The sequence below is a fragment of the Streptomyces sp. NPDC046716 genome (genome assembly GCF_040645755.1).
Taxonomy (GTDB): Bacteria; Actinomycetota; Actinomycetes; order Streptomycetales; family Streptomycetaceae; genus Streptomyces.
In genome coordinates, this window is record NZ_JBEYYU010000049.1 from 12,194 (window position 1) to 38,817 (window position 26,624).

Consider the following 26,624-nt stretch of genomic DNA (forward strand, 5'->3'; position numbering starts at 1 on the left):
CGCGCTCGGCGCCAGTCCTCGTCCCGGCAGGCGACGTTGGTCAGCGGATGCCTGCCGGGCCACCTGTCCGATCATGGCGGCAGAGCGAAGTCCTTGAAGCGCACACGTTTTCGGTTTACGTGTCCTACACTCGGCGATCGCAGTGCTGACTGTGATCATCCGAAGCGGGGGCTTTGCACTATGTCCAACAGGACACGTATGTCATTGAGTTGCGGCAGCACGGTGATATCGCGCGGAGCCCGTCATGGCCTCTGACTTCGCGAGGTTGCTGAAGCAGGACTTCTCGGACGTAGAGGCATCCGCCACGGCCTGGCGCAAACTCTCCACCACCACAGACTCCTTGACGAGCCGTCACCGTTCCAGGGTCACCGGACCGCTGCACCACTCCTGGAAGGGCGACGACGCCGACAGCGCGCTCTACTTCCTGGAGGACGTCGAGTCGCGGCTCGGCGTGGTCGAGACCGAGGCGATGGCCGTCGCGCGGGTCGTCGACACCACGCGGGTCTGGATGGAGAACGCCCAGACCGCCCTGCGCAACGCCGTACGCCGCGCCGAACAGGACCACTTCGAGGTCGACGACGACGGCTGGGTCACCGACCCGACCACCGCCGACCTCCCGCACCAGGACCCCGACGCCCAGCAGGCCATCGCCGACCGCAACGGACTGCTCGGCGAGTACCGCGCCCGCATCGACGAGGCCCTCGCCGACGCACGCAAGGCCAGCGACGACGGCGCCAAGGCACTCGGCCGGCTGAACGGCGACATCCTCACCGACCCGTTCAACCACGACGCCGCGTCGGAGTCCGCCGACGACACCAGACGCGCCATGAAGGACATCGGGGTCCAGGACCCGCAGATCCCCAAGGACGACCCCAAGGCCGCCGCGGCCTGGTGGAAGGCGCTCAGCCCCGAGGAGCGGCAGGAGTACACCACGCTCTACCCGAAGCAGATCGGTGCGACGGACGGCCTGCCGACCGACGTGCGCGACGACGCGAACCGCACCGCCCTCGCCCAGGAACTCAACGCCCTCCAGGAGGGCAACTACGACGAGAACTTCCCCGGCGAGAGCGACGAGACCGTCAACCAGCGCCTGAAGAACGCCGAGTTGCTCAACGACCGCCTCGACGCGGGCGACAGCGCCCCCAAGGGCAAGGAGCTGTACCTCATCGGATACGACTCCAAGGACGACGGCCGGGCCATCATCGCGATGGGCAACCCGGACACGGCCGATCACACCGGGATTCTGGTGCCGGGGACGAACACCGACATGGAGGGGGTTCCGGGGCAGCTCAGTCGCATCGACAGGCTGCAGAGCGCCGCGGAGAGGGAGGCCGACGGCAAGAGCGTGGCCATGGTCACCTGGCTCGGCTACGACGCGCCCGAGGCCTCCGCGACCGACTTCAACAGCGTAGGCGGTACAGGACGGGCCGAGGAGGCCGCGCCCGACCTGCGTCAGTTCGTCGCAGGCACGCACGCCTCTCACGACGGGTCACCGAGCCACACCACCGTCCTGGGACACAGCTACGGCTCGACCGTGGTCGGTGCCGCCGCGGCCGGGGGCAGTGGTCTGGGCGCTGACGACGTGGTGGTCGTGGGAAGCCCCGGGATGACCGTGCACGAAGCCTCCGATCTCCAGATGGACCCGGAGCACGTCTGGGCCGGCGGAGCCAAGGACGATCCCATCATCAACAACTTCGCCGGACTCTCGCTCGGTGACGACCCCTTGTACTACACGTTCGGCGGGAACAACTTCGAAGTCGACACCAGCGGACACAGCGGCTACTGGGATCAAGGCAGTCACTCGCTCCGCAATCAGGGGGCAATCATCGCGGGCAAACCGCCCACTGAAGCACCGAAGGAAGTCAATGACGACCCGGAGCCGGGATCATTCATCGGTTGAAACCCGCCTAGTCCGCAGGGCGTTCGTCCTGTGCGCCGTACTGCTGATGACCGGAGGATGCATGTCCCAGGACGACGACCGGAACGCCCCGCTGCCGCGCATGGAGCGGGAGTCGGCACTGAAGTGGGCCAAAGGATATACCGCCCACCTGGCAGACGTGGCCGGGGTCGAGACCATCGCATCCACCGCCAAGACACACTTCGAGGATTGCATCGGGGCGAACGACGAGGTGGCCGAGGACGGCCGGTACAGCCTCTTCTACTACATCAACTCACCCGCTCCATCGACAGATCACACCCGCATAGTGCGCACCCTGCGGACCGAACTCACCAAGCATGGATACGAGATCACCTCGTACCGGGAGTTCAAGAGTGCATACGAGTCGTCCGCACTGAGTGCCCGGAACAAGAAGAACGACTATGTGGTGGAGGCGGACACCGTAGGCGACGGAAAGGACAAACCCCAGCGCTTCTCCTTCGCCGTGCGCACCCCGTGCATGCTCCCGCCCGGTGTCAAGCAGCAGCAGTTCTGAGACGTGGAGGCATCGGGGGAGGGGGAGCGCTCCCGCCGGGCGCAAAGCAACAACAACTCTGAGAAACGAGAGGGGACCGAGGAGTCGCGATGTCCAACGAAACGCACGTAGACCCAGCCGAACTCCGCGCTTCCGCCAAGGCCGCCGACGCGATAGCCGACGACCTCAAGGGTCCGGCGGATCAGGCGGTCAAGGAGGCCGACGCGGCGGGAGGCTCTCTCTCCGGCTGGTCCTTCGGCTCCGCCCTCCAGGAAATCTCCTCCAGCTGGAAACCGGCCCTGAACGGCCTGGAGGCCCGCGCCCGGGCCGGTGCCACCAACCTCCGCTCGTCGGCCGACGGCCACGAGTGGAACGACGAACGCACCGGCAAGGACTTCGAGAACCTGGGCGCGGGAGGGACCACCACGCAGGCCACGCCTGGTGAGATGCCTGCCGTACTGCGCAGGCCGGGTGACCAGGACGACAACTCCCCGTCGCACTCCATCGGGTCACCGCCCGAGGGCGGCGCACCGGTCGATCCGCGCACTCCGTACGGCACCAACATGCCCACCTACGACGACGGTTCGGTCGGCACGCGGCCCACCACGGGGGAGAACCCCTTCGGCTGAGCCGGGAACACCGTTCGGGAAGCGCCCGGTTGACGGCTGAATCTGTGGTACCGCTGACCTACGCTGCTTGCTGACGCAGCCGAGGATGACGACTGGCTGGCGAAGAGCCTCAAGGTGATCTTCGGTACAGTCGACAACTTCGAGACGGAGAAACGGAAGTTCGGCACCGTCGAGGCCACCTCCAGGACCGGAAGGTCCGCAACCAGCGCAACAACGTTGCCGCCTACTTCGCCGTGGTGAAGGGGGGCGCCCCAAGTGGTTCTGCGCGCTCAACCACTTCCAGTACCGACTCGTCGAGGAAAAGGAGGGGGACGAGATCACGTACCACGTCGAGGTCAAGAAGCGTCATGACTGGGGCATTCCCAGCGAGCGCCGCGCCACGGAGTCCGGGGGCCGCCCCGGGCCCATGGGCGTGGATCTGGAGCAAGCCGGCATCGCCCGCCTCGACAGCGCCGGCACGGCCATGGACTTCGACGTGTCCGGCTCCTCCGACGAGGTGACGGTCCGCTCATGAAAGGTCGGCGTGCGGAGTTCTCGAAGTGCTCGGACGAAGTGGAGAGCGAGCACGGTAGGGGCGGCGCGGATCGCGAGAGCAGCGAAAGCACCGGAAGCTCCCTGAAAATGATCGCGCTATGGGTCGGTCTCGTTCTCTGCGTCGCCTTCATCGCCTGGGTGGCTTGGGGGCTTCTCGAGTTCAACCACGACGTCGAAAACCCCAAAGAAGGCGGCTTCTCCGGCTGGCAGTGCGACGCGGGGCGCGACTGCGTTTCGTGAGGGCGATGTGTGGCAGATCGTCCCCGGCGTGCCACGCGCCGCGCTCCATGGGCACGGGCCAACGGCGCTTGCGAGGCACGCCGCTGACCGACAGGACGTCACTCCACTCGTTCTGTGTGCCCCCGGCCTCAAACCTGTATTTGGACGGACACCCCGTGCGCGTCAACGCCCCCCCGCTTCTTGCGAACGGCGGGAGACGTCACGGGTGCGTCTGGAGCACACGGCGTATGCGCCTCAGGGACCGGAGCGAAACCACGTAGAGGCCTTTTCGAGGTTGGTGGAAGCGTTGTTGAGGGCGGACTCGGCAGTGCGCAGCCCCGCCGTGGCCGCGTCGGCCTCCTCCTGACTGGAGTAGGTCTGGCCGCCGAGGCCAAGATCCGGATTCTGCTTGGCCCCGCTCGTAGGCCTTCTGCGCTGAATCGGCAGCGGACTTCCTCTCCCCGGCCTCCTCGTTGTACTTCTTCGCCAGATCCCGGTGGGAGGTGAGGGCGGCCTTCCAGGAGCCGAGGGCGGTGGCCGCCTTGCCCAAGGAGCGGGCAGCGTTCTTGACGTACGTGGGAATTTCGCCGTCGAGAGCATCGCGGATCGCGTCTGCGGCGTCGCCTTCCCAGTAGCTGCTCTCACCCAGGAGCCGATCTGCTCACCCCGGACATGGGCGAGCTTAGTGCGCGCCGCGCTCAGCTCGTCGACGCTGGCGTCCAGCGAGGCGACAAAATTTCCCAATGGCGGCATTCGCCCCGTCGTGCTCGGTGCCCGGGACTGGAGGGCCACGATATGCGGGATTGGGGATTCCGTTTTTGGCGGGGCAGGGGGGGTGCGGTGATGTATAGGGCGGCAAGCGAGGTACCCGGATGGGTGAACGGCATTTCCAGCAGAACGATTTGGGCCTTGACGGGGAGCTGGTGGTCGAGAAGGTGTCGGGGTGTGCGGCAGGTAGATGCAATGGGTATGCCACCTTTGTGCGTGTATCTACCACGGCTGTCGCGTAGTTGTGACAGGGAGCACCGGGCGAGGTGCGGGTGCCGTTCGATAGGCTAGAGACAGACTTGTGACAGGGGGCCGGACGTACTGCCCCACACGGGGATGAACAGGACTGACGGGACAAACGGGGAGGGCCAAGGGCATGGCCGGTGACGGGTACAAGGTCGATCTGAGCGCGCTCGACAACGTCATCAAGAAGGTGAACGGGATCATCGCCGACCTCGGGAAGACGAGCGAGGACACCAGGAGCAAGACGTACCTTCCGAAGACTGCGTTGGGCGCCGGCTTCGGCGAGGCTACGAAGCTGACCGCCGCGCACGATGACATGAAGGGCTCGCTCGAGGACGTCGTCCGGCACTTGGAGTCGGTGATGGACGACTTCGGTGCGAAGACGAAGCGAGCGCACGGGGCGTATCAGGACGCGGAAGCGGACACGGCCGGCGCGCTCCACGGGGCGAGCACAGGCTCGTCCTCGTCCACTGTGCCGACGTCCAATCCTGGATCGATGGCATGACGTACTGGGCGAGTAGCGGACGCGAAGGGGAGACGGGGCAGCGATGAGTGGTGACTACACGTACGAGGCGGATGCGTCCCGGGCTCCGCTCTCCCATACCGGGGACTTCAAGGGTGATCAAACCGTTGACTCTGTCAACGACGCTGTGCATGCGGTGACGAGCATGTTCGGTGGGGGGGAAAACCACTCCAGCGACTTCAAGAACCACAGCATGAACGAGATGCAGGACATGCTGCGGAACGCCAACCCGGGCGATGTGCGCAGTGCGGCGCGTGGCTGGGAGAGCGTTCATAACCAACTCGTCGACGCGGCGGCTGCTTACGAGCACGCCGTATCCGAAGTTCTCCAGCACTGGGAGGGCGGATCGGCCGACCAGTTCCAAGCCCGGTCGAAGGTCGTCGCGAAGAAGATCCACGACACGTCCACTTTCGCGACCTATGTCTCGCAGTCGATGGACAATGCCGCCACCAAGCTTGAGGAGATCAAGCCGGTGGTCATGGCGATGGAGAAACCGAGCGACGTCAGCAGCGCCAAGGACAAGGTGGGCGACTTCCTCTCGGGTGGGCGCGACGAGGATGGGCTCGCCAAAGACATCGCCAACACCAATGTGTCTGCGCAGGAGATCGTCGACGGTCGCGGAGGCGATATGTCGGCGGGGCGCGAGGCGCAGATGAAGATGGCTGTGCAGATGGAGGCGCTGGGGGCTGTTTACAACACCCAGACCAAGACGATGGGGTCTTGGAAGAGGATTAACGGCAGCAAGGATGACACCGAGGACTATCCGGGTGACCCTGGTGGCGTCGCTCCCGTGCCGATCGTCGCTGGTGAAGTAAGCAGGCCTTCCGCCAGCCGTGCCTCCGGCAGTATCAGTGGTTCCACTGGTTCGGGCTCGTCGATCAAGGGCGCCAAATCGCCGAACGTGAGCACCTCTGGGATTAGCGGTGGTATCGGCTCGCAGAAGCCCTCGGGCGGTTCACAGATCGGGTCTGGGAATCTCAGCTTTGGCGGCGGCTCGGGTGCTGGAACTGGCCCCGGGGCGGGCGCTGGGATTGGGGCTGGTGGCGGCATCAGTGGCGGAGTCTCTGGAGCCGGTGCAGGCGCGGGTGGCATCGGCGGTGCGGGCGTGGGCGGCGGAGTCGGTGCAGGCCTCGGTGCCGGTGCCGCAAGCCGTGGAGGAGGCGCCGCAGGTCGCGGCGCAGGTGTTGCCGGGCGTGGCGGAATGGGTGCTGGCGGTGCCGGGTCCGGGGCTGGTGGCAAGGCGGGAGCGGGTGCCAAGGGCAACTCGCTGGCCCGTACGAAGGGCGGAGCGATCGGCAAGTCCGTTGTGAAGCCTGGTTCCGGACAACAGGGCGGATCTGCTCTTCGCCAGAAGCCGAAGACTGCGACGGGTGGCACTGGGAAGAACGCCGGACGTAACGGTCTTGGCGGGCACGGTGCTCAGACGAACGGCAAGGACAAGAAGCGGCGCGACAGCGCCCGCCCGGACTACCTGGTCGAAGATGAGGAAACTTGGGCAAACGACCGAAAGGTCAACCCCAAGGTCGTGGAGTAGCCGGGTCTGCTGGTTAAGTGTGCGGTGAAGACGAGACGGGGCCCGCAGCCTTCGGGCTGTGGGCCCCGCCCTGTGAGGGATGAGGTGTTACGGCATGAGCTTCACGCGAGCGCTGCGCGCGGTCGGTGCCGCGGCAGCGGCGGGATCGGTGCTTTTCGCCGCTGCGCCGACCGCGTCAGCGGATCAAGTCCGAAATGACCAGTGGCCCCTAGCGGCGTTCGCGGCCGACAAGGTTTGGAGTGTCGCGACGGGGAAGGGCGTCACGGTTGCCGTTATCGACAACGGCTTCAAAACGGACCATGTCGACCTCGCTGGCCAGTTCCTCGAAGGTAAGGACTTCATCGACGGGGATACCTCGGTCGAACCGGATCCCGAGGGGGATAACCCAGGCCATGGCACGGCGATGGCTGGCATTATTGCTGGGCACGGCCATGGTGCGGGGCGCGCGAGTGGTGTGAAGGGGTTGGCTCCCGAGGCCAAGATCCTCCCTATCCGCGATAACGGATCTTCGGGGAGTGGGTACTACGGTCCTGCAATTCGTTACGCAGTCGATCATGGCGCCGATGTCATCAACATTTCTCAGGGGGCGGGTTCAGGAGACGACGGCGATGTCCTGTTGGAGCAGAGGGCGATCAAGTACGCCGTGGAACATGGTGTACCTGTCGTCACGGCGTCAGGCAACGACGGAAAAGAAGTCGCAGAGTCGGACATCAAATATCCCGCGGTTGAACCGGGTGTAGTCACCGTGGGCGCGGTGGAGTCGACTACGGAGATTTGGAATAAGTCCGACTACGGGCCTGAACTCATGCTTGCTGCGCCCGGCGTGAAAAACGTCGTCGCAGGTCTCGATGCCGACGGCTACAACTTGGGTAACGGTACCTCCGACTCCAGTGCCTACACTTCCGCCACCTTGGCCCTCCTCAAGCAAAAGTTCCCCGACCTCTCCGCAGGCCAACTGGTCAACCGCCTCGTCAAGACCGCCGGTCTGCCCGCCTCCGCGCAGGGCAAGTCGCTCCCCGACGAGCACTACGGCTACGGCTTCATCAAGCCGTACTCCGCCCTCACCAAGGACATCCCGGCCGGTCCCAAGAGCGGCCCGCTGAAGATCGACGAGCTGAACTCCGCCATCGCCAAGGGCCAGAGCAGCACCTCCTCGGCCCCGTCGTCCTCTTCGCCCGGAGACACCTCCAGTTCCTCCGACTCGTCGGACTCCGGCGGCATGAGCACCGGCCTGATCATCGCGATCGCCGCCGGCGTACTCGTCATCCTCGTGATCGTCGTCGTACTGATCGCGCGCAGCAAGAAGAACAACGGAAGCGGCCCGCCCCCGCCCCCCGGCGGCGGTTGGAACGGTGGCGGCAACCAGCCGTACCCGGGCCCGTACCAGCAGCAGGCGCCTCCCGCGCCGGGAGCGTACCCGCAGGCCCCCTCTCAACCGCCGTACGGCCAGCAGTAGTTACGGCCGACAGTCGGCAGTCGACACAGCTTCACCGCACCTGCGCCCTGCGCCCCGCGTCCGCCTCGGATGCGGGGCGCAGGGCATTCGTCCCGGGCTCGCCAGAGCCCAGCCCCGAGCCGAAACGGAGCGGGCGGGGCCCACGGTCTCCCGACCATGGGCCCCGCCCCTCCACCCCTTGTGCTCAGTAAGCAACCATGGACGGCGGCGGAGCGCCGACCCCCTGTTGCTGTTGTCGCTCCCACTCGCGGCGCTTGCGTCGGCCACTGCGGAACAGCAGGAAGCCGCCCACGCACACGAGCAGCCCGAACGCGAAGAAGGCGACGGAAACGACGGTGAGTTCGGAGTCCATGCCGTACGGGGCGCGTGCGGCCGTTCCGTCGTCGCCGGGGCCGAAGTGCTTCCCCGCGCCCGCCGAACCCACCGCCATGGCCTTGGCCGGGCTCATCTTGGCGGCAGCGGCGAGAGCGGCCTGCGCGTCGACCATGCCGTAGCCCGTTTGCGGGTTGTAACCCCGCTGACGCGTGGAAGCGGTGCTCTCCAGTGCCTGCGTGATCTGGTACGGGGCGAGCTTCGGGTGCTTCGAGCGGATCAGGGCGACCACGCCGGCCGTCAGAGCGGTGGCGGGGGACGTGCCGTCGATCAGCTCGGTGCCCTTCGTGCCGATCTTGGCCGCGGTGACATCCGCTCCGGGAGCCGATACGTCGACGTAGTTGTGGACAGTCGAGAACGACACCCGCCGGCCCTTGGAATCGGCCGCGGCGACGGTCACGACACCAGGGTCGCCGGAGGGGAAGGCGACCGTGTTCTCGTCCATGTTCTCGGTGTCACCGTCATTGCCCGCGCCGTTGACAACGGGGATTCCCTTGGCCAGCGCGTACTGGACCGCAGCGTCCAGCTCGCTGTCGAACGACGCCGAAATGCCCTCCATACCAAGGGAGATGGAGATGACATCGGCGCCGTGCTCGGCGGCGTAGCGGATGCCGGTGGTGAGTGTGTCCTCGCTTCCGGCGTTGTCGTCGCTCAGCACCCTGATGCCCAGCACCTTCGCCTGCGGGGCCACACTCAGAACGTTGGATGCCATCGCGGTGCCGTGCTCCCCGTAGGAAGCCGACGTCTTGTCCCCGCTGACGATGTTCGGGCCTTCAGTGGCGCGACCGTGGAGCGCGGGGTGATCCGTCTGGATCCCCGTGTCGAGCACGGCCACGGTGATGCCGGCCCCCTGGCTGACCTTCTGGGCCTGAGGTACTGACATAGCGCCCATTTCCCACCCGGGCGACGCGGCCTGGGCGGGTTCCTGGAGCATCCCGAACGCGATCACGGTGCTCAACGGGACCATCGCGGCTCGCAGGCACGCGTGCAGGCGGGGGCGGCCGGACCGGCCGGTTCGGTTGAATCGGGTGGATCGGCTGGATCGGCTGGATCGGTTACGCATCCTTGGGTTCACCCCACCTGATGACCTCGCCGATGTGTGCGGCGCTGATGGTGGCCACGGCATCGGCCAACCGTCCGTACTGCTGCGTCTCGTGCTTCTGTGTGAATGCCCACGGCTCGGGCAGGTGGCCCCAGTCGCGCTGTGTGTCGACTGATCCCATCGACAGGGCCATGACGTAAGGGGTTGGCGTCGTCCCTGCCACTACGCCTGAGACGGAGCCGACCAGCGCGGAGCGCTTCGACCACTCCGATGCCGGTGTCTTGGCCACTGGGTAGGGCGTGACGTCGGGACTGGCCGGCTCATCGGAGTTCGGGTCGGGGTACTGGTCGCTGAGCTGCTGCGAGGCAGCGGTATTGCGCAGCACGATGAGCGAGACCGTGGCCACCGACTCGCCGCCGTTGTCGACGTACGTAGCGCGCAGCACCGTCTTGCAGCCACCGTCGGTGGCTTGTTGGAGCAGCTTGCCACTCAGTGCCTCGTCGCACTTCGCAGGCTGGGCGATACCCTGGCGCACCCAGCCCGGGTTCTCGTACCGGGAATGCACGTCCGACACCTTGTCGGGGAAGAGCACGTCGCTCTTCAGGTTGTGCCAGGCCACGTCGGCGTAGGGATCGTTGAACTTCGTGATCCGGGCGTCCTTCACGTTGGCCGCGAACAGGCCGGCGCCGATGAGGACCGGCAGGACTCCGACGGCGAGGGTGATGATCCCCCAGACGCGGCGCGCTTTGCCCGGAGGCTTCATGCCGTGACCGGACATCTGACCCGGCATTTGGCCGGGCATCTGGCCCGGCGTCTGAGGGGCGTAGTACGGCGCTCCGGGGCTGGGCGGTGTGCCCGGCGCCGTGGTGTGGCCGACTGGCGGTGCGCCCCACGCGGGCGGCGGCGGAGTGGGCGGAACAGGGGGCACGGGAGGAGCCCCTGACTGATACGGATTGGCGTATCTCGGTTCCTGTGGCGGGGTGTTCATCTGCGTCTCTGATTCGTCGGCATCGTTGATGGCTTCTTGCTCGCTCGGTGAGGAGACTGGTCGGACACTCAGGCCTCGGGCGCACCATGCCTCGCACCATTGGTACGAACATACTCAGTCGGATGGAGGCTGTTGCAGTCGGCGCACATGTACAGCCCGACGTCGATTCTTGCCTCCACAAAAGCAACACCTCGCCTCCGCTCGGTCGCCTCAAGTGGCTCTGCTGCAGATGGCGTGGCGAGTGAGCAGGGGCAGTAGGTACGCTGCCGGGCCAAGGATCTTCTGGACAGCGATCCGAACGGAATCCGCATCAGGCGAGATCAGGTGAGCAGTGGGAGCCCGGGCTCGTCCCGTTTGGCGGCGGTGGTGGCCGCCCTGCGGGCAGCGATGGCGCAGAGCCCGGACCTTCTGACCTTCACGCTCGGTGGGACCGTCGACGAGGAGATCGCGGTCGGCGCGGAGACCGGTGGAGTGCCGAGGGAGTTTCTGGACTTCTGCCGTGTGCTGGACGGCGCGAGCTGCAATCCGTCCCTGGAGCTCTTCGGCCTGGAGGAGGCCATGGGGCTCCAGTTCTACTGCGGGCCGGTGGTCGACTCGCTGCCGGGGCTGTCTCCGGAGAAGCTGTTCTGTATCGGGACGATCAACCAGGCGGCGGTCTTCCTCGATCGGGCGGGCGGCGGTGTCCTCGGCGTTCCTGAGGCAGGGGCCGACTGGATCGATGCGGAGCAATTCGAGCAACTGGGCTCCGGTGTGGAGGCGTTCTTCCTGGAGCGGCTGGCTGTCCCGGAGGAGTATGTGCGGCTGGCATCGATCGACGACGAGTTGGTGGAGTACGACGACTGGTTGAAGCTGCTGCGGAGGGCCGGACTCGGGGGTTGAACGACGGGTGTCGTCCCTCTCAACCGCCTTACGTTCGCGTGGAGTTCCCGGCGCATCGGCGTCCCGGCGCATCGGAGCATCGCGCCATCCGCCCCGTGTCCTCAGGGGTGCGCGGCACCGTTACACGTTCGCCGCCGCGACCGCGCGCGGCACCAACGCGCTGCCGGTGCACGTGTACAGGGGGAACAGCACCATCATGCTCGACGACGGAACGGCGTACGTCGATTCAAACGGCAGGTCGAAGCTGGCCGAGAGCTTCGAGACATACGCGTACGACCCCCAGAGCCGCCTGAGACCCGGTGAGGTGTACGGGGCTCAGCTCGGCGGCGCCGAGCGGGACACGTACGTCGTGGGCGAGCCGGTCGCTCCTGTCGAGCCGGCGCGTCGCGTCGGTCTCTGGCTGCCGGTCGTCTCCTGGCCGCTGCGTCTGCCGTGCGGCGGCGTGCTGCTCGTCCTGCTGTCGTTGGTAGCCACGGCCGGGATGTCGACCGACGTCGCCGGGCGTGGGCGTTGGGGGCTGGCGACTGCGGCAGTGGTGGGACTGCTGGGGGCCCGTGTCGCCTGTCTGCGGAGTGAGAGTGGTCGAGAACGGAGGGCGGGCCGGGAGTGGGGCTCGCGCCGGGGCTGGGGCCGGAGGGTGCGCTGAGGTGTAGGGCCGCGCATCGCCGGTCATGGCCTTCTTCCCCTTTCCCCGCCCCGTCCCATGCCCGCGTCGGTCGTGGCCTGTCGCGCAGGCTGGGCCACCCGGCGGAGCTGGGCCCCGGCGGACTACTGGCGTTGAGCCGGACGCTCGATGCCCGCCCGCTTCGCCGTCTCGATCCGGCCCGGCCCGGCGTCGTCCCGGTCCTCGGGCCCCGCGGCTCAGTCCCTGGGTGTCAGGAGGAGCATGTCGCCGCAGGTCGGCACGATGAGTGCGCCGCCGAACGGCTCGTCGCCGGCGAACCAGGCGCCGTTCGTGATGTCGGGCGGCCATCCGCCACGTAACACGCCCTTGGCGCGCAAGGTGAAGGGACTCGCGCTGCGATCTCCCAGGCACGGATAGAGCGTGCTGCCGCCCTCTCGGCCCATCTTCTCCACCGTGAAGCGTCGGGCAGTTGACCGAACAAAGGTCCCAGTCACAGTAAGATCCGGTACCTTGTACCCCCTGATTGGCATGACCTCGTCGAAATGCCGAACGACGGGATCGGTCGGGCGCGCCGTTCACGTGTACGGGCGACATGACGTTCGTAGTCGAGTGCGTGAACCGACAGGCGTGCATGCCACGGAACAACGGGGATGGGACAAGGGATGGCTACGCCCTTTGACGCGTCACAGCGCACTGGAACCGCCCAGACACGGATCGACTTGCTGTCCGCGGACGGCAGCGGTGGTGGCGGTGGCGGTGGGACCACCAACGTGGACACTCGGCGGCTGGACCAGGCCGCCAACGCTCTCGTCGACCTGCGTGGTGACACCGACAACGTCGACAACACCGCTGACGACGACTGCCTGAGCGCCTCCACGGGCCTCAACAAGCACAGCGCCGGGAGCAGGGCCGAGGGAGGTTCCTGGGCGACGGCCGGCTCGTTGGTGACCATGGACGTCCGCTGGGGATCCCAGGTCATCCATCTCAAGGGCATGCTGCAGGACATCAGCGACAAACTCCACACCACCTCCGGTCACTACACCCGTACCGAGCAGGAGGAGAAGGCCCGCCAGGCCGCGATCGGCACTCCCTTCGGGTAGACCGTGCCAGGACTGTCCACGGGCTGCGTCCCCGGACGGTTCGCGGAACCTGACCGCGCCTCACACCCGCCACCCGCCCGCCGGGCGGACAGGAGCTGCCGCACATGGTGTCCATTCCTTACCTCGATGAGGCCGATCTCGGTCCGCTGGCCGATGCCGCTGCCTCTTGGCGGGCGCTGCCCGCCAAGTACGAGTCTCTGCAGAGTGAGTTCGACAAGCGCGTCATCAACCACCTCAAGGGTCATTGGGAGGGTGACGCGGCCGAAGCCGCTTTTGTCACCATGGCCAAGGTCCGTACGGAGTACGAGAACGCCGCCGTCGAGGCGGGACGCATAGGCAAGTTGCTTCAGGACGCGCACACCGAGTTCGCCGCCTACCAGAAGCAGCTCCGCGCCCTGCTCGACGAGGCGCGCGACGACCACTACAAGGTGCACGACGACGGCAGGGTCGAGGACGTCGACCCGAGGCAGGACAGTCCGACCGCGTCGGGGACGCCGGGTCTCGCCGAGGAGCGTCAGGACAAGCTGGACTCGCTGGTGTCCCGGCTGACGCGGGTGCTTGAGCAGGCCACCGCCGCGGACGAAGCCGCGAGCGCTGCCCTGGAAAGGGACGCGAACGGCGACAGCCAGTCCTTCAACACCCGTGTCTACACCACCTTGGACGATGTCGAGGTCGACCAGGCGTCCGCGCTGATGAACAAGAAGGGACGCCTCACCGCCGCCGAGACCACCAAGCTCAACCTGCTGCTGTCCGCCAACAAGAAAGATCCCGAATTCTCCCGGGACTTCGCGGTCAAGACCGGCGCGGACAACGTACTGAGCAAGTACAACGAGCTCATGAGCCCGCCCGCCGGAACCACGCTCTCCAAGGCCGAACTGGCCCAGCTCAAGGAGCTCAAGGCGAACCTGGGCACCACCATCGGCACGGCGACCACCTCGGACGACCACCGCAAGGGGGGACCCGACCCGGCTGTCACCAAGTTCCAGGACGAGTTGCTGGCTGCCGGCCGACGCGACTTCAATGCCAACCCCACCGAGTCCTCCTACGGTCTCAACGGCTACCAGCTCACCAGCAGCTTGATGAGCGAGGGCAAGTGGGACACCGACTTCCTCCAGGACTACGGCGACGACCTGATCACCGCGGAGCGGAACGGCGCGAACGCCGGTCAGAATCCCGACGCCTACTGGGGTGGTTCACACTCCCTCGGTACGACCAACATCGGAGCGCTCGATCCCATGGCGGGGTACATGGACGCCTTGGGCCACAACCCGGAGGCCTCCACCGAGTTCTTCACCTCTGACACGACGGTGGACGGCGAAAAGGTCGACCATTACGACTACTTGATGAAGGACCGGCACTGGCCCGAGGGCGCGGGGTACACGGGCGATGCCAAGAACCCCAGCGGCTACGACAATCTCGGACACGCACTGGAATCCGCTGTCACCGGCCACTCGTACGACAGCAGCCCGTCCGCGGATACTCCTGCGCACAATGAGAAGCAGGCCGCGCTCATGGAGCGAGTCGTCCAGTCCGTCTCGGAGGACGACGAACTGGCCCACGACGGAATGCAGGACAGTCTGGGGCGGATGGCGGGCGAATACATGCCGGACATCCACCAGGCCCTGACGAATGACCAGTCCGGCAACAAGGACCAGTTCTATCCGGTGTCGGGCGACCAGGCGCAACTGGACGAGCGGGACACCTCTCGGTTCCTCATGACGGTCGGGAAGGACCCGGACGGCTACGCGGCGATCAACCTTGGCGAAAGCGCCTACACGTCCAATCTGATCGATTACCACCTCCAGCATCCGGAGGCCTTCGACGGATCCACGGAAACCGCCATGAGAGAGATCTCGAGGTCTTCCGGCGAAGTCCAGGGAAGCATCGCGATCGGCAGGCGAGAGTCGGACATCGGCACCGGTGTGGAGGCCGACAAGGCCTACAACGGCGCCATGGGCCGTGCGGGCAGCTACGCGTCGGGCATCGTGGGCACCGGCATCGGTGTGGGGACGTCGTTCATCGCGACGCCGGCTGTCGGTGCCGGAGTCGGTGGCCTCGCCACCACGGTCACCGGAGATCTCATCAACCAGATGGTCGAGGGAACCCAACGGGACACTCTGGGAGACAAGGTGTATTCGAGCGGGGCGGACTGGGAGAACGCCAAGCTCTCCACCTCGGCCGTCCTCCAGGACGCTTACCGGGGCTCCGCGGAGGCCCAGGGCAAGGGCGAGGTCGCCGACTACAACAACATCCTGGCCAACGAGGTCGAGCAAGGATTCCATTCGGCCGAGAGCAACCTGGAAGGTTACGGGCAGGACAAACGCGGAACGGGGCAGGGCTGATTCACCCGAGGCGCTTGAGGGCGACCCGTGGGACACGCGCGGTGCACGCAGGCTCGGTCGATCGTTAGGCAGACAGGAATTGCGGCAGATGAAGTGGGACTCCCGGAACCTGTTCCGGAGAACAGGAAGACGTCGGCTGATCGGCTCCATCGTCGCCCTCGCCGTGCTGGCAGTCGGGTACTACGGATTTCGGCTCCAGTACCCGGCTTCCAGGGTCGGGCGTGCGTGCGGTGGGATGCTCCCGGTCGACTCGGTACTGGACCTGGCGGGGAAGTCGAAACTCTCCCTGCTCGGCCTGGGATTCGACGTCTCCAGTCGGCAGTTCGACGTGTCCGACGACGTGACGGAGCCGGTCGGGCTGGCGGCACGGTGCTCCGTCGACGGCGCCGAGATCTCGATCGAGACCTCCGCCGGTGTGCACAATGCGTACGCCGCCTTTCAGCTGAGCCAGGAATCGCCCGTCGTACCCCTGAACGCCGGGTGGCAAGGGTTCATAGCCCCTGGCGGCGGTTCCGGGGCGACCGCGTTGGTCCTCCTCAGTTGTGAGAACTGGTCAGCGAAAGAGGGCAGCGGAATCCTCGTGATGGCCGATCCGCCGGCTGGGGCGAAGGTGACGGAGTCCACGCGGCTCCAACTCGCCCGCGTGGCCACCGGAACCGCGCGGCGCGCGGCGCAGAAGACCGGCTGCGCGACGGAAACGAAGGAAGAGGGGAAAGCGGGCGAACTGACTGCTCCCGCTGCCACCGCGAAGACCGTCCCTGCCGGCAACGCCACGGGGACCTGTAAAGGAATGACGTCGGCGAAGACCGTGCGGGAAACCGCCGCGGGAGTCTCGCCGGTGGAAGAGTGCCTGCTCGTCGGCGGTCTTCAGCTGACCGCCGCATACGGGCCCTTCAGTAACTCTTCCGACGCGGTCGTCGACGGCGAGTACGGCGGCCACGACAGCCCCTCGGGAGTCGAGAGGTCCACGGCCTGGACCTCGGCCGCATGCCAGGGCGCCCTGGGCGTCGGCTACTACCGGGCGTCGCCGGTCGAGGGGAGCGACCGCGAGTTCTCGGCGGACCCGCTCACCAAGGAAGAGCGCCAGGACCTGGAGCACTTCGCCGAGCAGTCAGCGGCCCGTCACGCGTGCAGTACACCGAAGGCGCTCCCTCGGTGAACCGGCCCGGTGCGGGCGGTCTCCCCGAACGCCGGAGTCGCCGCCCGCACCGAGAAGCCTCAACTTCCCCTGTCAACCGCTCATCTTCAGCAACGCCGAGTCATGCGGATCCGGGTCCTTGATGATCCCCTTGTCGCTGTTGGCGACCGAGGCCAGGAACACCGTGCCGTCGTGCAGGTAGGGCATGGCCCAGGTGCTGTGGCCGAGGGCGTCGTCCAGGTGTCCGTACCGCGCGAGTTCCGATTCGGAGCCGGAGGCGGGGTCGAGGCTGACCAGGTAGGCGGGGAGGCCGTCGCCACCGAAGGTCTCCTCCTGCCAGCCGGTGTCGTCGTGCTTCAGGGCCAGGAGTTCGTCGCCAGAGCCCTGGACCAGCGAGTACTGCACGTCGGCCTTGTCTCCCGTGGTCCACAGGCGCTTGCCGCTGTCGAGGTCGTACGCGTCCACGGCTGTCTGCAGGCCCGTGTCCGTCTGGTGCTCGGCGATGTAGAGGGTGTCGCCGAGCACCTTCATGGCGGCCTCCGGGTCGCCTGGCGTCGCCCCCTCGCGTTGAGCGAAATAGCTCTCACCGCTCCTGGTGGCCTTGGCTGGGCCCAGAACCAGGCTGTCGGTCCGGACCTTGCCGTCGTCATGGAGGACGGCGTACCCGTTCTCCTTCACGTCCTGGGGGACCCGGACGATGACGGGAGCGGTCGAGACCACCATGGCGTCCTCTCCATAGTCCCATTCGCCTTCACCCATGGCGTAGGTCCACTTCGCCTTGCCGGTGGCAGGGTCGACGCCGGCCGCCGTCGAGTCCTGTCCGTCGGGGACGCCGGAGGTCCAGCTTGTCGTGCAGACCTGCACGCGCACCAGCTGCTTGCCGCCGACGTAGCCCTGGCCGTCGCACGGCTTGCCGCCGTACACCCCGTTCTTCGAGTCCTGCCAGAGCTGCTTGCCGGTGCGCAGGTCGTACGCGGTCTGGTCATTGACCACGACGGTGCCGCCGCTCACCGCGGTGCTGGGGTCGTCGTGGCGCTTAGGGAGCGTGTGCTGCCAGAGCTTCTTGCCGGTCTTGAGGTCGAGGGCGAAGAGCGTGCCGCAGTCGTGGACGGTTCCGGTGGCGAGGACCGCGGTGTCTTTGCTGGCCACGGAGGAGGCGTGGCAGATCGTGGAGGCGCCCTTGCCGGGGGCCGCCAGGCCCCACTGAAGGTCTCCGCTGCCGATGTCGAGCGCGCTGACGCCGTCGGTCTGGGCGCGGACGACGGTGTCGCCCGTGAACCAGGTGCCCAGGTAGTTTTGCGTGTCCCCTTCGCCTCCGTAGTAGGGGAGGCTCCACTCGACCTCCGCCTTGGTGGGATCCAGGAGGAGCCAGGCCACCGAGCCGAAGGCGCCGGACAGGATGACGCTGAGCACCAGGAGGAAGATCATCAGGCCCTTGCCGCGTTGCTTGACGGGCTGGGCGGAGGCCGGGTGCGTCGGGGTGAAGGGTGGGGGTGCGAACGGCTGTTGCCCGTACTGCGGCTGTGCGTAATGCTGTTGTGGCCGTGGAGGGTACGGCGACGGGGTGGACTGCCAGCCGTCGGGATGGCCGGGCGTGGTCATGAGATCTGCTTCCTCACGTAGTCGGCCCAGGCGGCCTGGAACTCGTTCAGGCCCATACCGGTGGCCTTCGTCAGCTGTGCGTCCATGCCCTTGGCGTCCTGGTACTGCTCGGCCACGAAGGCCAGCGCCTTGTCCTCGCCGTACTTCTCGGCGATGAAACGGATCGCCAGCCAGCCCAGGGTGTAGTGCGCGTTGTTCTCCGCGTCGTCCGTGCTGTGGAAGTCGTCGCCGAGAGGGAGCTTGCCGTCGAACGGTTCGGCGTAGCTCCCCGCGTAGTACTGCTTCAGACCGCGCAGCTCGTTGGCCGCCAGCGCCGCGTCGTCGCGCATCGACATGTACTGGGCGAAGCCCTCCACCACCCAGAGCTCGGACGGGCCGCCGGGGCCCGTCAACGGCTCCACCAGGGTGTGCGCCAGCTCGTGGTGGCTGATGTCGAGGACGCTCGACGCGTGGTCGGGGCGGGTGAACCGGTTGCCCGAGGTGTCCATGACGATGCGGGCGCCGCCGTTCTGGACGTCCACCTTGGCCCGGGTGCCGCCCGCCGTGACCGCCGGCATCTGGATGGAGACACCCGCCTCGGAGATCGACTCGTCGCCTTCGTCCGCGGTGCCCTCCCGGTACATGTGCTTGTAGACCTTGCGGTTCTTCTCCAGCGTGACGACGAAGCCGGGCATCGTGTGGCCGCTCTTCGGCCCCTTGGCCGCCCAGACCGCGAGGTTGTCCTGGGCCGCCTTCTCGATGTACGGGGCGTAGCGACGGGCGTCGGCCGCCTGCGCGGAGTCCGACATGATCACGGTGTGCGCCTTGACGGTGACGGCCATCGAGTCGTACGCGTCCCAGGGCGCCGGGTAGTTGATCGTGTCGCCGTATCCGGGGATCTCCGGGGTGGCCGGGTCGACGGCGGTGACCTTGAGGTCCGCGTCCTCGGTCTTCTTCTCGACCGTCCACCGGTACCACTCGGCGACGGGGCTGGCGTCGGCTCCCTTCACCTGGTGCACGAACGCCACGTCGACCGAGGCGGAGGCGCCCGCTCCGTAGTGGTCCTTCGCCCGGCCCTCGATACTCAGATACTGGTACTCGGAGACCTCGAACGGGACCTTGCGAAGGTTCGAGAAGAGGGACGCCTGCTTGGTCCTCAGCGTCGGCGAACCGCCCTCGAACGGCGCGAGATAGGCGCCCTTGTCGCCGCCCGCGAGCGCCTTGGAGTGCTTCGTCAGAAGGCCCGCCATCTCGTCCTGGGTGATCTCCGTGGCCTGGCCGCCCTTGCCCGCCACCGGCAACGTGTCGTCGCCGACCACCTGCACGATGCCGTACACCATCAGTCCCAGCGCCACGACGGCCAGCGCGCCGAAGGCGGCCGTCACCCACTTCAGGACCGGGTGCGCGCCGCGCGGCGTGCGGTTCCGAGGCGTGGTCGGCGGCACGATGGGCGGCCCGGAGAGCGGCGCGGACAGATGGACGGAAGGCGGTGCGGAAGGTGGTGACGGCGGCCTGGGTGGCTGCGGCTGCGAGGGATACGACTGCCCGTATCCCTGCGGCGGTTGAAACGACATGGATCCCTCTGGGCAGAGGGGGGACACACGTCCGTCCCCCGTGACGACGCTTGTCATGCGCCCGACCAAAAAGGGCGCCGCATATTCCTATCAGATACTTACTGCGACGACTCCGTGACTCGGACGGCGCGGCGCCGGAGGGCCTGCCGTCGCCGTCGCGCGCTGATCTCCGTACACTGCACCGGCGTTGGCGTGACGGGCCGACCGGCCGGTCAGCGATCAGGCGACGAGTGGACGACGGGGGCGGCAGTGCCGAAGGCCGATACCGACTGGATGCGGCGGCGGGCCGATGACATCGACGCGGCTGCGCGGCAGGTGAAGAAGCAGCTCGCGGTCGCCGACGAGGCCGGGACCGCGCTCAGGAACGGGGCCGGAGGCTGGTCCTTCCTCGACGGACTCGGGCGGCTGGAGGAACGCTGGGAGGACCTCAACAAGGTGCTGCGCGACGAACTCGAACAGGCCGCGGAGAACATCCGGTTCAACGCGAGCGAGTACGACGGGAACGAGAACGTCCTCACCGAGTTGTGGCACGACCTCACTCACTGACCTTTTACCGACTGGCCGTACATGGCGGGGGAACGCAGGCAATGAAGTTCGGCGCGATTCTCGGACTCGAACTGCACACGTTGCAGGCGGCCGCCGACGACTGGGCGGGTGTCGGCAGAGGTCTGGACGCGGCGGCGGGGGATTTCGCCGCCGATGTCGCGGGCCCGATCGGCGGCAAGGAGCACTGGGCGGGCGACGACGCCGACAAGGCCGGTGCCGTCTGCGACGGGATCCGGCTCGACATCGAGGCGGTCGGCACGGAGGCGAAGGCGCTCGGACGGTACCTGTCGGATGTCGTCTCCGGCAGCGGCGACGACCGCGGCAACGGCAACCTCACCGAGCTCCAGCGCGACGCCCGCGACCTCCTGACCGAGATCTCCGGCGAGGGGATGACCCTCGACGAGGAGAACGGCACCGTGCGCTGGGCCGCGGTCACCGGGCCCGACCCGTCGCCCGAGGCCCGCGGGCGGCTGGAGGAGACGGAGCGGAAGGCGGACGCGTTCGGTAAGCGCGTGCGGGCTCTGTGCGCCAGGGCCGACTCCCTCGACGCGGCACTGGCCGCGGTGCTGCCGGTGATCTTCGGAACCAAGGACACCTTCCGCACCGAGAACCGCCAAGTGACTGATGGGCGGGCGGGGTTGGAGGACCACTGGACCGAGGCGCAGATGGCCGTGGTGTCAAAGATGCTGCGCCACAAATTCGGCTACGACGACGCCGCCGACCTCCTCGACCACTTCCTGGAGGGCGGCGGCGAACCGTACGAGATCGACGCCGACGATCTGCTCGCCGACTGCCCGCCCTTCCAGAAGGATGTCCAGACATCGCTCGCGCAGGTCGCGTCGGGCGACCGGCCTGAGGGGGCCTTCAGTACCGAGTGGACCGCGAGCGAGTCCGGCTACGAGTCCGAGGCGCAGCGCAACTGGTACTACGGGCTCTACCACTTCCAGTACCGGCTCGTCGGCACGAAGGACGGCGGCGAGATCGCGTACCACGTGGAGGTCCGCAAGCGTTACGACTGGGGCACGCCGAGCGAGCACCGCGGCGACCTGGAGAAGAGCCTCGCCGGGTACGAGGTCGTGGACATCGAGCAGGCGGACGTCGCGGAGCTCAACCGGGTCGGGCTGGCGCGTGACTTCGACGTGAAGGGGACGACGGGCGAGCGGACCGGCCGGTACTGAACGAGTTGTGTGGGGTTCCGGGTGATGGACCGCCGACGGTTGACCCCTTGTTCGGGTGACTGGGTAAACTCGTGGCAAACCCGCGTCAGTTGAGTTGTACGGGGGCGCGGAGACACGGGGCTACGGGGATACGGGGGACGCCGTCGTGGCGATGATGCTGCCTGACGAGTTGGCCTGGCTGTTGGAGATGCTGGGTTTCGACTGGCCGACCGCCAATGAGGATCACCTCACGCAGTGTGCGGCGACGTGGCGGGAGTTCGGGTCGCAGGTCGGGGACATCCAGGCGTCGGCGGTGCAGTCGGCGGGGAATGTCACGTCGGACAACTACGGCGATTCGATCGATGCGTTCGTGGAGAAGTGGCAGGACTTCTCGGGTGGTAGTGGGTATCTGGATGATGCCCGGCAGGCCGCGGAGATGATTGCTTTCGTCTTCGATACGGCGGCTGTGCTGGTGATCGCGATGAAGATCGCGGTGATCATTCAGTTGACGGTGCTGGCGATCCAGATCGCGATCGCGGCGGCGACGGCTGTGGTGACGTTCGGGTTGTCGGGGGCGGCGTCGGCGGCGTTGTCGCAGGTGACGCGGGTTGCTGTGCGCAAGATTTTGAAAGAGACGGCGCAGGCGATCCTGGAGGCGGTTCTTGAGGCGGTGAAGGAGCCGTTCATCTCCGCGTTGGAGGAGATGGGCAAGGACCTCATCGCGCAGACGGTGAACCAGAACTTCGGTGCGCAGGACGGGTACAACCTGGGTCGGACCGCTAATGCGGGTACGACGGCGGTCAAGGACGGGTTCGACAATTTCGGTGCGACGTTGGGGGAGTCGCTGCGGGACGGTGCCGCTGGTCGGGCGGGGCATCATGCGCGGGGCGGGCTGGACCACGCGGCGGGTAATAGCAGTAGTCATGGCGGGTCCGATTCCGGGACGAGCGGTGACGGTGGGTCGGGTTCCGGTTCTGGTTCCGGGTCGGGGTCGAGCTCGGGTTCGGAGTCCGGGGCGAGCGGTGACGGTGGCTCGGGCTCGGGTTCGGGCTCAGGGTCCGGGGCTGGTTCTGGTTCGGATTCCGGTTCTGGTTCTGGTTCCGGTTCCGGTTCTGGGGCGGGCAGTGGTTCGGGTGCCGGGTCGGGTTCCGGTGGCGGCAGTGGCTCCGGTGGTACGTCGGCCGGTTCGGGTTCTGGTTCCGGTTCTCATGCGGGCTCGGGGTCCGGGGACAGCGGTACCTCGTCGGCGTCCTCGGACGCCGGATCCGGATCCGGGTCCAACGCCGGGAGCGATGGTGGCCAGGTGCGGACCACCGCGGCCGCCTCCGCCGACACGGGCAGCGGCTCTTCGGGGACGCCGTCCGGCAGCGCGAGTACGGGTGCGGGCGCGGATGCCGGAGGCGGAAACTCGTCGGACAGCGGCAGGCCGTTGACGCCGTTCGACGCGGGCTACCGTGAGCAGCAGCCCGCCGCGGACACCTCCGTGCAGACCGGGACCAGCGGCGCGGACGGATCATCGGGGCACCCCGGGCCGTCGTCCGGCTCACCCGCGTCCTCCGGAACGGCGGACGGCGGCTCGTCCCCGCAGCGCGACGGCGGTGACGCCGGCACCAGGTCGCCGGAGCCGCACTCCGGTCCGGAGACGCGCGCCGCGGCCGACACGTCGACGGCCTCGCCGACACCCTCGCCGTCGGGCGAGAGCGCGCAGCACATCAACACGTCCTCGGAGAGCGCCCCGACGGCGCAGGACACGAACGGGACGCAGTCCCCGGGCTCCGCGCACACGCCCGGCCAGACGCCTTCGCAGGGCAGCCCGCACGACCCGTCGGCCGGGCAGGATCCGCGTACGCAGGTTCAGCAGCCCGCCGCGGCGCAGACGGGCACGCCCACCTCCACCGACCCGTCGTCCACGTCCACTTCCCCGTCCAACACGTCTGCGTCCAACACGACGCCGGGCACCACACCGGGGTCCACACCGGGCTCTACGCCGAACTCGACCTCGACGCCGAACGGGGGCCCGAGTCCGAGTACGGGTTCCAGCCCGGGTACGCCGTCGCGTTCGTCGGCGCCGACGTTCCACGCGCAGAGCGTGACGACGACGGAGGCGCCCACGTCGGCGTCCTCGTCCCGCCCGGGGCCCACCCCGGGGCCGGCCACGAGCAATGATCCGGGCCCGGCGACGACCGTCCCGAACCAGACGCCGCAGACGGGACCGGCTCCGGCCACGAACGCACAGCCGACCACTCCGGCCCAGCAGCCGGCGCGCCCGGCGCCCTCGACCACCCAGCCGCGTACCGATGCGCCGCAGCGCACCAACCCGGCGCAGACGCCTGCCCAGACTCCGGCCCAGCCCACCCGGCAGACGCCGACCCAGACTCCGACGCGGCCGTCCACCCAGACTCCTACGCCGAACAACCCGAACCCGGCCCAGAACCCGAACCCGAACCCGGCCCAGAACCCGAACCCGGCCCAGAACCCGACGCCGAATCCGAACCCGACGCCGAATCCGACGCCGAATCCGACCCCCGCGCAGCCCCCGGCCGGAGTTCCGAACCAGGCCACACCGGCGAATCCCGCCAACACGGTCCCACCCGGCGTCTACGCCGACCCCACCCCGCACCCGAACGGCAAGCCCAACAATCAGCAGCCCGGTCCCACCCCCGACAACGGGGCGCCGGACACTCCGGCGCCGGACCCGACGCCGCCGACGCCCCCGCCGCTGTCGCAGGGCCAGAGCCTTCAGCAGATCCGCGACAGCCTGAACCACGCCCCGTACGGCCTGCTGCCCCCGGACCCGGCGCACCAGCAGGCGCTGGCGGACGCGGTCCCGCGCAACGCGGACGGCACCCCGCAGCGACACCCCGACCCGCACGGGAACTGGGCCCAGCTCCAGAACGACGGCGGCCTCCAGCAGCCCGGCCGTTCCAACAACTGCCTGGACAACGCGCGCGCGGGCCTGTCGACCTGGTTCGGCGACCCACAGGTGTCGGCTCCGCGTACCCCGGACACGAACGCGGACGGCAGCCTGGACCGGATGTCGCCCGAGCGCGACTCCTACAACAACCTGGACGCCTGGGCCGGCCGCCCTCAGATCTGGGCCGGCGAGGACCACCCCAACCCGTACGCCCGCATAGCCGATCACCTCCAGCAGGCCGGTCCTGGCTCGGCGGCGGTGGTCGGTGTGCAGTGGCCCGGCGGTGGCGGACACGCGTTCAACGTCTACAACCACAACGGGCAGATCGTCTGGGTCGACCACCAGACCGGCGAGGTCTCCGACAGCCCCATCCACACCGGCGCGGCGGGCGTGCGCTACGTCCCCTTCGACTCCAACGGGCAGACGATGGACGCCCCTTGGGAGAAGAACAACGATCAGGACCAGCAACAGTCCGGGGAACAGACCCAGCAACAACAGCAATCCCAGCAGCAGACCCAGCAACAGCAGTCGCCCCAGGCCCAGAACCCCCAGCAGCCCGAGACCGCCGGCTACGGCGCGGCGCCGGACAACCAGGGAAACCCCGAGGGAGACCAGCAGTCGGACGACGAGACAAGTCGCCGGGATCTCGATCCCACCCGCTCCGAGCGGAACGGCGGTCTCGTCCGCGAGGAGAGGGGCGACCTCCAGCAGGGGGTGCCCCCGGACACGGTCCAGGGTGATCTGCGGGACTCGCACGACGTGTACCGCATCGACATGGACAACGTTCATCAGAACCTGCGCAACTGGGCCGACCCGGAGACGCGCCCCGACGCTCCGCTGGCCCGCCTCCTGCAGGAGGCGTCCAACCGGCGGCAGGCGTACGAGCAGGCCATGCAGCCGCTCGAGTCGCCCCGGCGGGACCTGCAGGACGCGATGGCCGAGGAACGGAAGATCGAGAACAAGATCGAGGAGCTCGGCAAGAAGGGGGACACTGCTCAGGCCGAAGCACTGAAGTCCGGCGGTCTCGCCGAGGCCGCGGCGCGACGGGAAGCGGCACAGGCCGCCTACGACGCGGCGGTCGATCAGCACCGCGGCGTGCAGGTCCCGCCGACGGCCTTCACCGATGCCGAGCTGCGGACCGTTCTGGGCGACGACTTCGCGAACATGAACGACGGCGAGAAGTACGCCGTGATCGCCTCGATCGCACGTATGAGCAACGCCTTCCACGGCGACAACGCGGTCGGCAACAGCCCCGAGCGCGACCCGGACGGCGACAGCCCCTACACGGGCACCACCAAGGGCAGTGGAAAGAACGAGGTCGTCAACCCCGCCGTGAACGACTACGAGTCGACGGCGGTCAGGCGGCGCAACGAAGCGGCGGCGGATCTCCCCGCGAAGATGCGCGCCGACACGGACGCCAAAAAGGCGTTCGCCGATCTCCGCGGTGTTTTCGACGATTCCGTCGCGGACGACCTGGCCCCCGTAAAGCGCCACAAGATCAAGGAACTCATGGAATCGGCCCTGGCGGCCGGCACGGGGCCGGACATGACCGGCAAGAACTATGCGGTGGTCGAACTCGTCGACGCGGACGGCAACAGGACCTACGTCGTCGACTCCTCCGTCCCCGCGGGCACCGACGCGGTACGTCCCCTGCACTCCGAGGCGCACCTGCTGAACTGGGTCGACCACATCAACAACGCCACATCCGACGGAACCGGAACTCCGCCCAAGTACGAGATAGCAGGCCTGTACACCGAGCGGGAGCCCTGTGGATCGAGGGACCTCAATCCCGGATACGCCGAGTGTTCCAGGACCATCGCGCAGCACGAGTCCATGAACGGCGTACCGGTGTATTACGGTACGACCTACCGGCACTCGGTACCCAAGCAGGTGATGGACGCGGAGCTGAGCGCTCACCTGACCGTGGTCGCGGACACCTGGATCCGGGTGAGAGCGCAGATGTACGGACTTGTCTGAGGGCGGTGAGGGCAGCCCGCACGTCTCTGATCACGATTCGGCGCGGTCGACGGCGCCTGCGGGTACCTGCCC

Annotated in this window: 23 protein-coding genes; 15 read left to right on the plus strand and 8 right to left on the minus strand. The window is 67.7% G+C overall.

Annotated features, from left to right (window positions below; translation table 11 throughout):
* Positions 1–244: 244 nt before the first annotated feature.
* The 7 genes from ABZ930_RS30165 (at position 245) to ABZ930_RS30195 (ending at position 8,317) form a co-directional block, all read left to right on the plus strand.
* Entirely contained in the window at positions 245–1,900 is a 1,656-nt protein-coding gene (locus ABZ930_RS30165) for an alpha/beta hydrolase (RefSeq protein WP_361554571.1), read from the plus strand.
* Between the two features lie 61 nt (positions 1,901–1,961).
* Positions 1,962–2,432, plus strand: coding sequence for a hypothetical protein (locus ABZ930_RS30170; RefSeq protein WP_361554574.1), 471 nt, complete (start codon positions 1,962–1,964; stop codon positions 2,430–2,432).
* 89 nt (positions 2,433–2,521) lie between these two features.
* Positions 2,522–3,040: a type VII secretion target gene (locus tag ABZ930_RS30175; RefSeq protein WP_361554577.1), complete on the plus strand. Its 519-nt coding sequence runs from the start codon at positions 2,522–2,524 to the stop codon at positions 3,038–3,040.
* A 510-nt stretch (positions 3,041–3,550) separates the two neighbouring features.
* The gene (locus ABZ930_RS30180; protein WP_361554580.1) at positions 3,551–3,814 is read left to right on the plus strand and encodes a hypothetical protein; all 264 of its coding nucleotides are present in this window, start codon (positions 3,551–3,553) and stop codon (positions 3,812–3,814) included.
* Between the two features lie 1,123 nt (positions 3,815–4,937).
* Positions 4,938–5,309 (plus strand): hypothetical protein, encoded by a 372-nt coding sequence (locus tag ABZ930_RS30185; RefSeq protein ID WP_181512705.1) that lies wholly within the window; start codon positions 4,938–4,940, stop codon positions 5,307–5,309.
* A gap of 43 nt (positions 5,310–5,352) precedes the next feature.
* On the plus strand, positions 5,353–6,861 hold the full coding sequence (locus ABZ930_RS30190) for a hypothetical protein (protein WP_361554583.1): 1,509 nt from the start codon (positions 5,353–5,355) through the stop codon (positions 6,859–6,861).
* A 94-nt stretch (positions 6,862–6,955) separates the two neighbouring features.
* The gene (locus tag ABZ930_RS30195; protein ID WP_361554586.1) at positions 6,956–8,317 is read left to right on the plus strand and encodes a S8 family serine peptidase; all 1,362 of its coding nucleotides are present in this window, start codon (positions 6,956–6,958) and stop codon (positions 8,315–8,317) included.
* Positions 8,318–8,501: 184 nt separating this feature from the next.
* Here ABZ930_RS30195 and ABZ930_RS30200 read toward each other — a convergent pair whose 3' ends face one another.
* Together ABZ930_RS30200 and ABZ930_RS30205 are read right to left on the minus strand one after the other, a co-directional pair.
* Positions 8,502–9,638, minus strand: coding sequence for a S8 family serine peptidase (locus tag ABZ930_RS30200; RefSeq protein WP_361554589.1), 1,137 nt, complete (start codon positions 9,636–9,638; stop codon positions 8,502–8,504).
* 106 nt (positions 9,639–9,744) lie between these two features.
* The gene (locus tag ABZ930_RS30205; protein ID WP_361554592.1) at positions 9,745–10,494 is read right to left on the minus strand and encodes a hypothetical protein; all 750 of its coding nucleotides are present in this window, start codon (positions 10,492–10,494) and stop codon (positions 9,745–9,747) included.
* Between the two features lie 549 nt (positions 10,495–11,043).
* On the opposite strand from ABZ930_RS30205, the gene ABZ930_RS30210 reads away from it, so the two are divergent.
* Both ABZ930_RS30210 and ABZ930_RS30215 read left to right on the plus strand, forming a co-directional pair.
* Complete coding sequence (locus tag ABZ930_RS30210) at positions 11,044–11,598, plus strand: hypothetical protein (protein ID WP_361554595.1); 555 nt, start codon at positions 11,044–11,046, stop codon at positions 11,596–11,598.
* A 196-nt stretch (positions 11,599–11,794) separates the two neighbouring features.
* Positions 11,795–12,244 (plus strand): hypothetical protein, encoded by a 450-nt coding sequence (locus tag ABZ930_RS30215; RefSeq protein WP_361554598.1) that lies wholly within the window; start codon positions 11,795–11,797, stop codon positions 12,242–12,244.
* A 215-nt stretch (positions 12,245–12,459) separates the two neighbouring features.
* On the opposite strand, the gene ABZ930_RS30220 is transcribed toward ABZ930_RS30215, so the two are convergent.
* Positions 12,460–12,675, minus strand: a complete 216-nt coding sequence (locus tag ABZ930_RS30220) for a hypothetical protein (protein WP_361554601.1) — start codon at positions 12,673–12,675, stop codon at positions 12,460–12,462.
* Between the two features lie 318 nt (positions 12,676–12,993).
* On the opposite strand from ABZ930_RS30220, the gene ABZ930_RS30225 reads away from it, so the two are divergent.
* The 3 genes from ABZ930_RS30225 (at position 12,994) to ABZ930_RS30235 (ending at position 16,824) form a co-directional block, all read left to right on the plus strand.
* Positions 12,994–13,323: a hypothetical protein gene (locus tag ABZ930_RS30225; protein ID WP_361554604.1), complete on the plus strand. Its 330-nt coding sequence runs from the start codon at positions 12,994–12,996 to the stop codon at positions 13,321–13,323.
* A 104-nt stretch (positions 13,324–13,427) separates the two neighbouring features.
* Positions 13,428–15,665: a hypothetical protein gene (locus ABZ930_RS30230; protein ID WP_361554607.1), complete on the plus strand. Its 2,238-nt coding sequence runs from the start codon at positions 13,428–13,430 to the stop codon at positions 15,663–15,665.
* Between the two features lie 328 nt (positions 15,666–15,993).
* Positions 15,994–16,824 (plus strand): hypothetical protein, encoded by an 831-nt coding sequence (locus ABZ930_RS30235; protein WP_361554609.1) that lies wholly within the window; start codon positions 15,994–15,996, stop codon positions 16,822–16,824.
* A 72-nt stretch (positions 16,825–16,896) separates the two neighbouring features.
* Here ABZ930_RS30235 and ABZ930_RS30240 read toward each other — a convergent pair whose 3' ends face one another.
* Positions 16,897–18,405, minus strand: a complete 1,509-nt coding sequence (locus tag ABZ930_RS30240) for a PQQ-binding-like beta-propeller repeat protein (protein WP_361554612.1) — start codon at positions 18,403–18,405, stop codon at positions 16,897–16,899.
* A complete protein-coding gene (locus ABZ930_RS30245) occupies positions 18,402–19,958 on the minus strand; it encodes a hypothetical protein (RefSeq protein ID WP_361554615.1) in 1,557 nt (518 codons plus the stop codon). The genes ABZ930_RS30240 and ABZ930_RS30245 overlap by 4 nt, the downstream gene beginning before the upstream one ends.
* Positions 19,959–20,207: 249 nt before the next feature.
* Between ABZ930_RS30245 and ABZ930_RS30250 the strand changes: the two genes are divergently transcribed.
* Both ABZ930_RS30250 and ABZ930_RS30255 read left to right on the plus strand, forming a co-directional pair.
* Entirely contained in the window at positions 20,208–20,504 is a 297-nt protein-coding gene (locus tag ABZ930_RS30250) for a hypothetical protein (RefSeq protein ID WP_361554618.1), read from the plus strand.
* A gap of 41 nt (positions 20,505–20,545) precedes the next feature.
* Entirely contained in the window at positions 20,546–21,682 is a 1,137-nt protein-coding gene (locus ABZ930_RS30255) for a hypothetical protein (RefSeq protein ID WP_361554621.1), read from the plus strand.
* A gap of 480 nt (positions 21,683–22,162) precedes the next feature.
* Here the strand turns inward: ABZ930_RS30255 and ABZ930_RS30260 are convergent, their stop codons facing one another.
* From ABZ930_RS30260 to ABZ930_RS30270, 3 genes are all read right to left on the minus strand, one after another.
* Positions 22,163–22,381 (minus strand): hypothetical protein, encoded by a 219-nt coding sequence (locus tag ABZ930_RS30260; RefSeq protein WP_361554624.1) that lies wholly within the window; start codon positions 22,379–22,381, stop codon positions 22,163–22,165.
* A gap of 729 nt (positions 22,382–23,110) precedes the next feature.
* Positions 23,111–23,446: a hypothetical protein gene (locus tag ABZ930_RS30265; protein ID WP_361554627.1), complete on the minus strand. Its 336-nt coding sequence runs from the start codon at positions 23,444–23,446 to the stop codon at positions 23,111–23,113.
* A gap of 69 nt (positions 23,447–23,515) precedes the next feature.
* Complete coding sequence (locus ABZ930_RS30270; protein WP_361554630.1) at positions 23,516–23,773, minus strand: hypothetical protein; 258 nt, start codon at positions 23,771–23,773, stop codon at positions 23,516–23,518.
* Between ABZ930_RS30270 and ABZ930_RS30275 the strand changes: the two genes are divergently transcribed.
* On the plus strand, positions 23,751–26,552 hold the full coding sequence (locus ABZ930_RS30275) for a toxin glutamine deamidase domain-containing protein (RefSeq protein ID WP_361554633.1): 2,802 nt from the start codon (positions 23,751–23,753) through the stop codon (positions 26,550–26,552). The genes ABZ930_RS30270 and ABZ930_RS30275 overlap by 23 nt on opposite strands.
* The last annotated feature ends 72 nt before the right edge of the window (positions 26,553–26,624 follow it).